Consider the following 12,811-nt stretch of genomic DNA (forward strand, 5'->3'; position numbering starts at 1 on the left):
TTTATATGTCACAGGCGACTGCTAGCGCAAAGCAACATACTGCAAAGTCTGATCTAAAACCAAATGAGAACAGCCCGCTTAAAGAGTTTCGTACCCCACCGCATAACTTAGCCATTGAACAAGCTGTTTTGGCTGCGTTGATGACTGTGGCCGAATCTTTTGAACAAGTGGGTGATGTATTACAAGAATCTGATTTTTACGCGACACGCCACAAATATATTTTCCGTGCTATTGATTCTTTATCTAAGGAAAACTCACCTTATGATGCCGTATTGGTGAATGACTGGCTGATTAAACAAAATTTGCTTGAAGCTGCGGGCGGTGAAGAGTATTTAATGCAGCTCATGGCGGACTCACCTTCTAGTTTTTATAACCTAGAAACCTATGCCACGAAAATTAAAGAATTCTCGACCCTCAGAAACATGATTAAAGTCAGTTCTGAAATTTTACAAAATGCCTATGACACCAAAGGTCGTAGCGTGAGTGAAATTTTAGACTTGGCTGAAACTAATATTTTCCAAATTGCCGAACAACACAATAACAATGCAAAAGCACAAGGCCCAAAAGCCATATCGAGCGTCGTTGCCGACGTATTCGACAAGCTTGACGAACTTTCTAAAATGGAAGGTAACATCACAGGTTTAACCACAGGCTTTGTAGAGTTAGATAATAAAACCTCAGGCATGCAAGCGGGTGATTTGATTATTGTCGCTGCGCGTCCATCTATGGGTAAAACCACGTTTGCCATGAATTTGGTCGAAAGTGTTCTGTTTAACAATGACTTGCCTGCCCTTGTCTACTCTATGGAAATGCCTGCAGACTCAATTGCAATGCGTTTGATTTCTGCTTACGGCAAAGTGCATCAGGGGAATTTACGTTCAGGCAAACTCAGTGGCGATGAATGGTCAAAAGTCACAGGCACGATTTTACAACTGCAAGAAAAGCATTTGTATATTGATGACTCATCTGCCCTACCACCTACGGAAGTACGTGCACGTGCACGACGCATTGCCAAACAACATGGCGGTAAAATTGGCTGCATCATGGTCGATTACTTGCAGTTAATGAAAGTCCCAGGCATGGGCGATAACCGTGTCGGCGAGATTTCAGAAATTTCACGTAGTTTAAAAGCCTTAGCCAAAGAGATGAACTGCCCTGTGATTGCTTTGTCGCAGCTGAACCGTTCCTTAGAGAACCGACCTAATAAACGCCCTGTAATGTCAGACTTGCGTGAATCTGGTGCGATTGAGCAGGATGCTGACTTAATCATGTTTATTTACCGCGACGAAGTTTATAATAAAGAATCTAAAGAAGCTGGCACTGCCGAAATTATTATTGGTAAACAGCGTAACGGCCCAATTGGTACGGTACGTCTTGCCTTTGAAGGACAATACACGCGTTTTAGTAACTTATCTCCTGAGTATTATGCTCAGTATGATGATGAAGAGTAATGCTTGCATTACTCTTTTTTATTAAAACCATAATTTAATCTGACTTATTAACTTTGCCCACCATAGTTTCCAACTTGAGACTAAATTTAAATTTTGACTATTGTCTTCCATTTCAAATGATGGAAATGCTTTATTGAGTTGTTCACATGTTGGATATTGTTGTTGAAGTTGCGCCAAATAATGTGTCTGATCATAGTCTATAAAACCATCTAAAATCCCAACCTCTGATCTATCGACTGTAGAACAATTTGAGGTCTGCTTATTCCAAGCTAAAAATGGGACAATCGGTTTAGATAAAACAAGCTGGTCATTCTTACAGTTTAATGTTGCAAATGAAACTACTTGATATTGCTGGGGTTTAGCACCATCTAGTGCATAAGCTAAACCAATAATTAATTGGTTTTTAGCTGTACTTTTACCTGAAAATCCACTGTACCATTGAGTAGGCTTTTTATATTTAACCTCATCTAGTATTGAGCGAAAAATAAATTGACCTGAACTGAGTTCAAAAATGAAGTCTGAACTCTCCTGTACTGCCAGTGAACCTTGGTAACGGGCAATAAAAACGTCATTGGGTGAATGTGGCATACAAGCCATAACTGACTGACAAAAAAATAAAGTACTCCATCCCAGATAACAAAATATTTTCATTATTTATTCAACATATCCAAGTTTAAAATGCATTGTTTAATCTCTCTTTGAGTTCATTTAAATTACAAACCCACTCTCCACAATCATCTGAATCTTGCCATAACTCGTACAGTTTAGAATTTCCTGAGTGAGAGCATCTAACACCATAATAGCTTTTAGAACGTATAGTTTTATATGAAAAATAAAGTCTGAAACTTTTACAAATTATTTGCAATCAATAACCTAATAGATTTTTCGATCTTAAATTAATTTATGATCAAAAACTTAAATGTTCATGTCTATTTGAGGTTGATAGGTCTACAATAGTGAATATTTTTAAATAGAACTATTTTTAGTATTTATTTATCACTCCACAGTGTATCTAACACAAATTACCAATTGTCATTCCCAAGGAGTATTTAGGGTGCGCCAAGCAACAGTTTATATTGACAGTCAGGCACTGCAATATAATTTAAACCGTGTCAAACAACTTGCCCCAACAGCAAAAATTGTTAGCATGGTCAAGGCCAATGCTTACGGACATGGTGTAAAAGACTGCTTAGCAGCTTTAAAAGACAGCGATGCCTTTGGTGTCGCTTGCGTTGAAGAAGCCTTAGAAATTCGTGAATTGGGATATACGCAGCCCATCACCCTGATTGAAGGTGTTTTTTCTGCCGATGAAATGCAAAGTGTGTTGGCACACAAATTGGAATGTGTAGTGCATCATCAAGCACAGCTCGATTGGCTACTACAACATAAAGCTGATTATATCGCACAAGGCTTAAAAGTCTGGGTCAAACTCAACAGCGGCATGAATCGTTTAGGTTTTAAAATTCCTGAAATTATTGATGTGATTCACATGCTCAAAGCCGAAGGTTTTACCTGTGTGTTGACCATGCATTTTGCCAATGCCGATGGCGACCATGCTTTGAATGATCAACAAGTCGCACAATTTTTGCATGTCAAAGACAATTGCAGCCCTATTCTTGCTTCTTGCTGCAACTCTGCTGCAATCTATCGTTATCCCGAATTGCATTTTGATTATGTACGCCCAGGCATTATGCTTTACGGTGCAACGCCTTTTGCCGCACATAATGTTCATACACTCGACTTAAAGCCTGTGATGACTTTAAGCGCAGAAGTGATCGCACTAAATGAAATTGATGCAGGCGAACACGTCGGCTACGGTTCAACCTTTACTGCAGAACAAGCCATGCAAATTGCGATTGTTTCAATTGGCTATGGCGATGGTTATCCACGTACATTTGTTCAGCCAAATTTTGTTGCGATTGGTGCAAAATTAACGCCTGTGCTTGGTCGTGTGTCTATGGATATGATTGCCATTGATGTCACAGGTTTAGACGTTGAATTAGGCACACAAGTTGAACTATGGGGCAAACACCGTTTGGTGGATGATGTTGCCACAGCCAATGGTACGATTGGCTATGAGTTGTTGTGTCGTTTAAGCCCTCGCCCACAGCGCAAGGCAACCAGCATTTAACTTTCTTTTTTCGATCTGTTGCATGTAGCAGTTTTGCTGCATGCAATCGTCTAAGCCATTCTCTTTTTCTTTCTTATATTTTTCTTTTCGCTTTTTATTTTCTTAAATTCACTTTATTTCCATTCATATTGATAAAAATTTGTGGTCACCCACATTTGCATTTAGCGCTTTACAGTCATCCAAATATTTAGCTGAAAATCACACTCAAAATCTCAAGAAAAAACAATATGCTCGCGCACTGTCTTTAAACTGCCACATCGCTTCAAATTCATGGATTAATCACATTTCACCAGTTCTCAGAAGTTTGTGCTGCGCGCTACGATGAATCAATGACTTCACGACTATTTAAGCCATTTATAAAAGCATCCACATGATAAGAAAATAATCTATTACCAATATTTGTTTACTTTTGACTTCAAAGCATCATCAAACTGCAGCCTCTTTGAAATATAAAACGCTTAATTTCTAAACAAGAATAAAGAGGAAAAACTCCTTAATTTTTATAACCTTATTCTGCTTAGGAAAAGAATATGTCTGAACAAAAAGTAGCTTTAGTGACGGGTGCATTAGGTGGTATTGGCAGTGAGATTTGCCGTCAACTGGTTACAGCAGGCTATAAAATTATTGCAACGGTTGTACCAAGAGAAGAAGATCGCGAAAAGCAATGGCTTAAAGACGAAGGCTTTACAGAAAGTGATGTGCGCTTTGTTTTAACCAACTTAAATGAGCATGAAGCGGCTACAGCAGCCATTCAAGAAGCAATTGATGCTGAAGGTCGTGTAGATGTGTTGGTCAACAATGCTGGTATTACCCGCGATGCAACTTTCAAAAAAATGAGCTATACGCAGTGGTCTGAAGTGATTGAAACCAACTTAAAAACACTTTTTACCGTGACTCAGCCTGTATTTAACAAAATGTTAGAACAAAAGTCTGGTCGCATTGTGAACATTAGTTCGGTGAACGGTTTAAAAGGTCAATTTGGTCAAGCCAACTACTCTGCAACTAAGGCAGGCATCATCGGCTTTAGCAAAGCTTTGGCGCAAGAAGGCGCACGTTCAAATATCTGCGTGAACGTCGTTGCACCAGGTTATACCGCAACCCCGATGGTCACAGCCATGCGCGAAGAAGTAATTAAAAGCATTGAAGCACAAATTCCTCTGCAACGTCTTGCCGCCCCTACCGAAATTGCGGCAGCAGTTATGTATTTAGTGAGTGATCATGCTGCATACGTAACAGGCGAAACCTTATCAATCAACGGCGGCTTATACATGCACTAAGCGTGTAACACCTCATTTTAATCTACAAGTTTATTTACTGGAGTGACACCCATGCTATACGGCGACTTATTTTCAAACATGAATGCTCAATACAAAAACGTGTTTGAACCGTACACCAAATTCAACAGTATAGTTGCAAAAAATTTTGCTAACTTAACCAACCTACAATTAGAAGCAGCACGCAACTATGCCAACATTGGTTTAGCACAAATGTTTGCCAATAGCGAAGTGAAAGACATGCAAAGCATGGTGAACTGCACCACCAAGCAATTAGAAACTATGAACAAACTCAGTCAGCAAATGATTGAAGATGGCAAAAAATTAGCAACACTGACTTCAGAAGTCAAAGCAGAATTTGAAAAGTTAGTCAGCGATTCAATGCCAAATAATAAATAAACACTGCTCTGAAAACCATGCGTTATCAGGACGAATGTTACGGGGAAGTGTGAAAATTTCCCCGTTTTAGTTTCAGCCTTGCACTCAATTTGATTGCTAAAAGCCATGTGCTATGGAGCGATGAAATGAAACAGAACTCATTTCAATTCAAAGAAAATATATTACAATTTTTCTCTAGCCACGATGATATCTGGAAAAAACTACAAGAATTTTATTATGGGCAAAGCCCTATTAATGACGCCTTAACACAGCTCAACAAAGAAGATATGTCTATGTTCTTTGAAGCTTTGTCTAAAAATCCAGCACGCTTGATGGAAATGCAATGGAGCTGGTGGCAAGGTCAAATGCAAATCTACCAAAATGTGATGATGCGCAGTGTGGCAAAAGACATCGAACCATTCATTCAACCTGAAAGTGGTGATCGTCGTTTTAACAGCCCATTATGGCAAGAACAACCCAATTTTGACCTGTTATCGCAGTCTTATTTGCTGTTTAGCCAACTGGTACAAAATATGGTGGATGTCGTAGAAGGCATTCCAGACAAAGTGCGTTACCGCATTCACTTTTTTACCCGTCAAATGATTAATGCTTTATCACCAAGCAATTTTCTTTGGACTAACCCTGAAGTGATTCAGCAAACCATTACCGAACAAGGCGAAAACCTTGTCCGTGGTATGCAAATTTTCCATGATGATGTGGTCAATAGCGGAAAATATTTATCTATTCGCATAGTCAATAGTGACTCTTTTAGCTTGGGTAAAGATTTAGCCTATACACCAGGCGCAGTGGTCTTTGAAAATGAAATTTTCCAGTTGTTGCAATATGAAGCAACGACAGAAAATGTATATCAAACCCCGATTCTAATCGTGCCGCCATTTATTAATAAATATTATGTGCTGGATTTACGCGAACAAAACTCATTGGTGAACTGGTTACGTCAGCAAGGTCATACGGTCTTTTTAATGTCTTGGCGTAACCCAAATGCTGAACAAAAAGAACTCACTTTCGCTGATCTGATCACCGCAGGTGCGGTTGAAGCTTTGCGTGTTATTGAAGAAATTACAGGAGAAAAAGAAGCCAACTGTATCGGCTATTGTATTGGTGGTACTTTACTTGCTGCAACGCAGGCTTATTACGTGGCAAAACGCCTGAAAAGTCATGTGAAATCTGCCACGTATATGGCAACCATTATCGACTTTGAAAACCCAGGCAGCTTAGGCGTATTTATTAATGAACCTGTGATTAATGGTTTAGAAACCTTAAATAATCAATTCGGTTATTTTGATGGTCGCCAATTGGCAGTTACGTTCAGTTTGTTACGTGAAAATACCCTGTACTGGAACTACTACATCGAGAACTATTTAAAAGGCAAAGAGCCTTCAGATTTCGATATTTTGTATTGGAACAGCGACGGCACCAATATTCCTGCCAAAATTCATAATTTCTTATTGCGTAATTTGTATTTGAATAATGAATTGATTTCACCAAACGCAGTGAAAGTAAACGGTGTTGGACTCAACCTTTCTCGTGTCAAAACACCAAGCTTCTTTATTGCAACGCAGGAAGATCATATCGCACTTTGGGATACAAGCTTCCGTGGTGCAGATTACTTAGGCGGTGAATCTACACTGGTACTTGGTGAATCTGGACACGTGGCAGGCATTGTGAATCCGCCAAGTCGTAATAAATACGGCTGCTATACCAACTCTGCCAAGTTTGAAAATACCAAGCAATGGCTAGATGGTGCAGAGTATCATCCTGAGTCTTGGTGGCTACGCTGGCAGGCTTGGGTTACACCGTATGCAGGCCAACAATTCCCTGCCCGTGCCTTAGGTAATGCACAATATCCAACAATAGAAGCAGCACCAGGTCGCTATGTTTTGGTAAATTTATTTTAATCAGTCATATAACATCAGTAATGCACATGCTATATATCATGTGCATCCACAGAAACGTGAACATAAGATTTAAGGATATAAAATGAAAGATGTTGTCATTGTTGCTGCAAAACGTACTGCAATTGGTAGCTTTTTAGGTAGCCTCGCTTCTTTATCTGCACCACAATTGGGGCAAACAGCAATTCGTGCGGTATTAGACAGTGCCAAAGTACAGCCTGAACAAGTCGATCAGGTGATTATGGGCAACGTACTCACTACAGGTGTAGGACAAAACCCTGCACGCCAAGCCGCAATTGCTGCAGGTATTCCTGTGCAAGTACCTGCATCAACGCTTAACGTGGTGTGTGGTTCAGGTTTACGTGCCGTACATTTGGCTGCACAAGCGATTCAGTGTGATGAAGCAGAAATTGTGGTTGCTGGTGGTCAAGAATCAATGTCACAAAGCGCACACTATATGCAATTGCGAAACTGTCAAAAAATGGGGAATGCCCAGTTGATCGACAGCATGGTGGCTGATGGTTTAACCGATGCCTATAACCAATATCACATGGGTATTACTGCAGAAAATATTGTAGAAAAACTTGGTTTAAACCGTGAAGAACAAGACCAATTGGCACTGACTTCACAACAACGCGCGGCTGCAGCACAAGCGGCTGGTAAATTTAAAGATGAAATTGCGGCTGTAAGCATTCTACAGCGTAAAGGCGACCCAATTGTATTTGCTGAAGATGAATACATCAAAGCCAATACTACCCTTGAAAGCCTGAATAAATTACGCCCTGCGTTCAAAAAAGATGGCAGCGTAACCGCAGGCAATGCTTCTGGTATTAACGATGGTGCAGCAGCAGTGTTGATGATGAGTGCAGACAAAGCTGCAGCCTTAGGTCTACAACCTTTAGCACGTATTAAAGCCTATGCAATGTCGGGTATTGAGCCTGAAATTATGGGTCTTGGCCCTGTTGAAGCGGTAAAGAAAACCCTGAATAAAGCAGGCTGGAGCTTAGATCAAGTTGATTTGATTGAAGCTAACGAAGCCTTTGCCGCTCAGGCTTTAGGCGTTGCCAAAGAACTAGGCTTAGACTTAGATAAAGTAAACGTGAATGGCGGTGCAATTGCCCTCGGTCACCCGATTGGTGCTTCTGGTTGCCGTATCCTTGTGACGTTACTACACGAAATGCAACGCCGTGATGCAAAAAAAGGCATCGCAACGCTTTGCGTCGGCGGTGGTATGGGTGTTGCACTTGCGGTTGAACGCGACTAAGTAACCGAGCCGAAAGTACTGCACGAGTCAAAGCTATTGAATTTGATAGCTGTTCAAAGCCAGTAATAAGTTAAGACATAATGGGAGCTTCGGCTTCCACTATTTTTTTAACTACACAGAGCTTAAAATAATATTGTTGTCGATTAATTTGACATGACAAGTTCTGCTTAATCCACCGAAAGTAAGTGCTGAATATGATCACTAAAGTGATAAAAATGCATGGTATCGGGTTGCTGTTTCAGCTGTTGCCATGCGTCTACAAACGACGTCCAACCTAAATCTTTTAGGCATTGCACAATCATTTCCAATTGCGACAAAGTCTTTTCAGTCGATTGTTTTAACCGAATTTGTCGGTCTAATTGTTCAATTTTTTGCCCCAATTGGAAAAATAAATATATCTGCTGTGGTTCTGCATCTAATAGTGCTTCGCAGTCTTGTACCACATCACAAATATAACTCGCGTTATCGCACGCATTTTGAATACATTGCTGTAATTCAACATAAGTAGCTTTAGAAAACACCTGTGCCAAGTTTTGAATTTTTGTCCGTGTTTGCTCAAACTGCATCGCAAATGAAGCAGGCTGTTCTTCGTTTAAAATCAATTCATTTAAAGAAGCTGCATCAAATGCAGGCAAACAAAAGGCATGTGCATAAGTCAAAGCAGCATCATTTTGTTTAAATGGAAATTGCTGACATACATATTGAATACGGGTTAAATAACGGGCTAACCAAAAAATTTCTCGCGCATCACTGCTAGATAAATTCACGGTTGTTTCATCCTCCTAACTCTAAGGTCTGTTGATAATTCATCGCGATAAAGCACCTCAATCGCCTTGCCCAATTAACCTACAGCACTCATCCACTCAGACCGCTTTTATTTACATAAACCTGTATCTACCATACAAAACAATGACGGGTTTTCACTTAAACACAACTATTCAATCTTGCTTTTCTAATTGATCCAAGTATGGCTTGAGGTCATAGTTTCTGATTCACTTCTATTATTTGATTAACTTTGCCCGTCCAAATTTTGTGATATTTACTGCAAAATCTGCGGTTATATTTTGCCCTTTTTCAGTAAAAAACTTGCTAATCATTCCGAGTTTTCTTATTGTGTGGAAGAACAAGTTTTCATCCGTATGAATTGACCTAGTAAATATTGAATATGTCTATACAAGAAAAAGAAACATCGAATAGTTTATATCGCCAATGGCAAATTTTATCGCGCCTTTCTACAGGTAAATGGATGGGCACACGTGAATTACACGATGTCCTGCAACGTGAAGGTATCGACATTAGTTTGCGTACGATTCAACGTGACTTAAATCAAATTTCTCAGCGCTTTCCAATTGAAAGTAATGGTACCGTACCACAAGGTTGGCGCTGGCGTTCAGATGCACCGATTCAAAGTTTACCGCACATGACCAGCTCTCAAGCGGTAACGTTTATGATGGTCGAGGAACATTTAAAACATCTGCTGCCGCCAAGTTTGATTGAAGAAATGAACCCATGGTTTGATTTGGCACGACGCAGTCTATCGACCCAAAACAATGTCCGCCAATGGATTAATCGTGTGCGAATTGTGCCTGCAACACAACCTTTAATTCCACCAGTCGTAGACCGCAATGCACAACAGGCGATATATGAAGGCTTGCTCCAAGACAAACAACTAGAATGTATTTATCAATCACGCAGCAATTCAGGCGAAGAAAAAACTTATGTGCTGAATCCTTTGGCTTTGGTGCAAAAAGGTGCGGTGATTTATTTAATCTGTACTCGATTTGACAAAACCGACATTCAAACCTTTGCCCTGCATCGTTTTAAAGCAGCCAAAGTTTTAGATTCACGCGCCTTGCATCCTGTTAATTTTGATATTGATGCCTATATTGAATCTGGCGAATTAGGTTTTAGAGTCGATTTCAGTAAAGCTACTGAAAATATTCAGCTCAAACTTACCATGCAAAAAGCTGATGCCATATACTTCGATGAAAGCCAATTAAGCAAAGATCAAACTATGGAAACACTGGAAAATGGTAATGTGTTGGTGACTGCCACTGTGCCGTTTACCTCACAATTGGTTTGGTGGTTGCGTAGTTTTGGTAAAAAGCTAATTCAGATTGAACCTGTAGAAGTTGCCAATGCGGTGCATCAAACTCAGGAATAAAAAAGCCCCAAATATATTGGGGCGATAGCATTATCGTTCTCTTTTAAATCAAATTATTGTGATTGAAGTTAAAGTTAACATTGACTCGGCATCATACAACGTAGGCATGCCAGTTCAGCTGTACTATAACGAATGCTTTTTAAAGTCATATTTTGCTCCTATCTATGTTGATAAGTGTCACTTTAAATGCTCCTGATCTAGCTGTGAAATCATAAGATATGCAGTCGAAATCAGATTTATTCTTATACGCAACTTCTTCTTTGCTTAGCATCTGATTTACTTTGGCGCATAAAAAAGCCCGCAATTTAAATTGTGGGCTTCTTCATCAATCCATCAAACCTTAAGCAGATTTACGTGACTGTGCATTTTTACGAATGGTGATCATCACCAATTGAACTGCGGCAGGTGTCACACCTGGAATACGACTGGCTTGTGCCAAAGTTTCAGGCAAAACATGCTTCAATTTTAGCGTGATTTCACGCGATAAACCTGACACTGCATCATAATCAAAATCGGCAGGGATTTTGGTTTCTTCCAAGCGTTTTAATTGTGCGACATCTTCATGCTGACGGTTGATATAACCTGCATATTTCACTGCAATTTCAATTTGATCGCCCACTTGTGCAGAAACGTCTGAACCCGTTAATTCTGCGATTTGCGCAAAACTGATATTTGGACGTTTTAACAGATCAATCGCAGAACATTCTTTGGATAAATCTGCACCTGTCATTTCAACAAATTTTTTACCCATTGGGTTGTTTGGTGCAGCCCACAAATGTTGTAAACGCCCTGTTTCACGTTCTACTGCTTCCATTTTTTCACAGTAAGCTGCCCAACGAGTGTCATCCACCAAACCAAGCTCACGACCAATTGGCGTCAAACGCTGATCGGCATTATCTTCACGCAACATCAAACGGTATTCCGCACGTGAGGTAAACATGCGGTACGGTTCTTTGGTACCTAGCGTGATCAAATCATCAACCAATACACCAATATAAGCTTCGTCACGTTTTGGTGTCCATTGTTCCTGATCCCAAGCGCGACGTGCCGCATTCAAACCAGCTAACACACCTTGCGCACCCGCTTCTTCATAGCCAGTCGTACCATTAATTTGACCTGCAAAATACAAGTTATTAATGGCTTTGGTTTCCAAAGTGAATTTCAAGGCTTGTGGATTGAAGTAATCATATTCAATCGCATAACCTGGACGCAAAATATGCGCATTTTCCATACCACGAATTGAACGAACTAACTCGAACTGCACATCAAACGGTAAAGAGGTTGAAATCCCGTTTGGATACAATTCATGTGTATCTAAACCTTCAGGCTCCAAAAATACCTGATGCGAGTCTTTATCAGAAAAACGGTGAATTTTATCTTCAATCGATGGGCAGTAACGTGGGCCAACACCTTCAATCACACCTGTATACATCGGTGAACGATCTAAACCACCACGAATAATTTCGTGAGTACGTTCATTGGTATGGGTGATATAGCAGTTCACTTGTTCAGGGTGCATCGACACATCACCCATGAATGACATGGTTGGTGATGGGAAATCACCTGGCTGCGGAATCATGACCGAAAAATCGACTGAGCGTGCATCAATACGTGGTGGCGTACCTGTTTTTAAACGCCCAACAGGCAAATTTAATTCACGTAAACGTGCCGCCAAAGCAATTGATGGAGGATCGCCTGCACGACCACCGCTCGATTTTTCTAAACCGATGTGAATCACACCACCCAAGAATGTACCTGTGGTCAATACCACGGTTTTCGCATCAAAACGAATCCCCATTTGAGTGACTACACCTTTTACAGTATCGCCTTCTACAATCAGGTCATCGGCTGCTTGTTGGAAAATATCTAAATTGGCTTGGTTTTCTAAAGTGGCGCGAATCGCAGCTTTAAAGCGAACTCGGTCTGCCTGCGCACGTGTTGCACGAACAGCAGCACCTTTACGCGAGTTTAAAATACGGAATTGAATCCCGCTTTTATCGGCAGCCAATGCCATTGCACCGCCTAAGGCATCAATCTCACGTACCAAATGCGACTTACCAATCCCGCCAATTGCAGGGTTACAGCTCATCTGCCCTAAAGTCTCAATGTTATGAGTTAAGAGTAAGGTTTGACGACCCATACGTGCTGCTGCAAGCGCCGCTTCGGTGCCTGCGTGACCGCCACCAATAACAATGACATCGTAAACTTTAGGATAGTGCATAATGGTCAATGA

Annotated in this window: 10 protein-coding genes; 7 read left to right on the forward strand and 3 right to left on the reverse strand. The window is 40.5% G+C overall.

The features are described 5' to 3' along the window. Nucleotides 1-5: 5 nt before the first annotated feature. The gene (gene dnaB / locus VF675_RS04610; protein ID WP_004973149.1) at nucleotides 6-1,451 is read left to right on the forward strand and encodes a replicative DNA helicase; all 1,446 of its coding nucleotides are present in this window, start codon (nucleotides 6-8) and stop codon (nucleotides 1,449-1,451) included. Between the two features lie 21 nt (nucleotides 1,452-1,472). Here the strand turns inward: dnaB and VF675_RS04615 are convergent, their stop codons facing one another. Beyond that, nucleotides 1,473-2,039, reverse strand: a complete 567-nt coding sequence (locus tag VF675_RS04615) for a hypothetical protein (RefSeq protein ID WP_440204860.1) — start codon at nucleotides 2,037-2,039, stop codon at nucleotides 1,473-1,475. Nucleotides 2,040-2,505: 466 nt separating this feature from the next. On the opposite strand from VF675_RS04615, the gene alr reads away from it, so the two are divergent. From alr to VF675_RS04640, 5 genes are all read left to right on the forward strand, one after another. Beyond that, nucleotides 2,506-3,582, forward strand: a complete 1,077-nt coding sequence (gene alr / locus VF675_RS04620) for an alanine racemase (protein ID WP_004973145.1) — start codon at nucleotides 2,506-2,508, stop codon at nucleotides 3,580-3,582. A gap of 530 nt (nucleotides 3,583-4,112) precedes the next feature. After that, nucleotides 4,113-4,859, forward strand: coding sequence for a beta-ketoacyl-ACP reductase (locus tag VF675_RS04625; protein WP_004973144.1), 747 nt, complete (start codon nucleotides 4,113-4,115; stop codon nucleotides 4,857-4,859). A gap of 51 nt (nucleotides 4,860-4,910) precedes the next feature. After that, nucleotides 4,911-5,255 carry a phasin family protein gene (locus tag VF675_RS04630; RefSeq protein WP_004973142.1) on the forward strand — a complete coding sequence of 115 codons (345 nt, stop codon included), beginning with the start codon at nucleotides 4,911-4,913 and terminating at the stop codon, nucleotides 5,253-5,255. A gap of 125 nt (nucleotides 5,256-5,380) precedes the next feature. Continuing rightward, a complete protein-coding gene (locus VF675_RS04635; RefSeq protein WP_440204848.1) occupies nucleotides 5,381-7,153 on the forward strand; it encodes a class I poly(R)-hydroxyalkanoic acid synthase in 1,773 nt (590 codons plus the stop codon). Between the two features lie 82 nt (nucleotides 7,154-7,235). Then, a complete protein-coding gene (locus VF675_RS04640; protein WP_440204849.1) occupies nucleotides 7,236-8,414 on the forward strand; it encodes an acetyl-CoA C-acetyltransferase in 1,179 nt (392 codons plus the stop codon). Between the two features lie 167 nt (nucleotides 8,415-8,581). Here the strand turns inward: VF675_RS04640 and VF675_RS04645 are convergent, their stop codons facing one another. Next, nucleotides 8,582-9,181, reverse strand: coding sequence for a hypothetical protein (locus VF675_RS04645; RefSeq protein WP_004973138.1), 600 nt, complete (start codon nucleotides 9,179-9,181; stop codon nucleotides 8,582-8,584). Nucleotides 9,182-9,579: 398 nt separating this feature from the next. Here VF675_RS04645 and VF675_RS04650 point away from each other — a divergent pair, with 398 nt between their 5' ends. After that, complete coding sequence (locus tag VF675_RS04650; protein ID WP_004973137.1) at nucleotides 9,580-10,578, forward strand: helix-turn-helix transcriptional regulator; 999 nt, start codon at nucleotides 9,580-9,582, stop codon at nucleotides 10,576-10,578. 340 nt (nucleotides 10,579-10,918) lie between these two features. Here the strand turns inward: VF675_RS04650 and mnmG are convergent, their stop codons facing one another. Further along, nucleotides 10,919-12,799: a tRNA uridine-5-carboxymethylaminomethyl(34) synthesis enzyme MnmG gene (mnmG, locus tag VF675_RS04655; RefSeq protein WP_096900911.1), complete on the reverse strand. Its 1,881-nt coding sequence runs from the start codon at nucleotides 12,797-12,799 to the stop codon at nucleotides 10,919-10,921. Nucleotides 12,800-12,811 lie beyond the last annotated feature (12 nt).

Origin of the sequence: Acinetobacter sp. Lyrl_1 (assembly GCF_051948795.1) — a bacterium.
In the GTDB taxonomy this organism is placed as follows: domain Bacteria; phylum Pseudomonadota; class Gammaproteobacteria; order Pseudomonadales; family Moraxellaceae; genus Acinetobacter; species Acinetobacter towneri.

Bases quoted from the DNA above. Each gene is read 5' to 3' on its own strand.
- VF675_RS04615 (WP_440204860.1), bottom strand. From the start codon at position 2,039: ATGCCACATTCACCCAATGACGTTTTTATTGCCCGTTACCAAGGTTCA.
- VF675_RS04650 (WP_004973137.1), top strand. From the start codon at position 9,580: ATGTCTATACAAGAAAAAGAAACATCGAATAGTTTATATCGCCAATGG.
- dnaB (WP_004973149.1), top strand. From the start codon at position 6: ATGTCACAGGCGACTGCTAGCGCAAAGCAACATACTGCAAAGTCTGAT.
- VF675_RS04625 (WP_004973144.1), top strand. From the start codon at position 4,113: ATGTCTGAACAAAAAGTAGCTTTAGTGACGGGTGCATTAGGTGGTATT.
- VF675_RS04630 (WP_004973142.1), top strand. From the start codon at position 4,911: ATGCTATACGGCGACTTATTTTCAAACATGAATGCTCAATACAAAAAC.
- mnmG (WP_096900911.1), bottom strand. From the start codon at position 12,799: ATGCACTATCCTAAAGTTTACGATGTCATTGTTATTGGTGGCGGTCAC.
- VF675_RS04640 (WP_440204849.1), top strand. From the start codon at position 7,236: ATGAAAGATGTTGTCATTGTTGCTGCAAAACGTACTGCAATTGGTAGC.
- VF675_RS04635 (WP_440204848.1), top strand. From the start codon at position 5,381: ATGAAACAGAACTCATTTCAATTCAAAGAAAATATATTACAATTTTTC.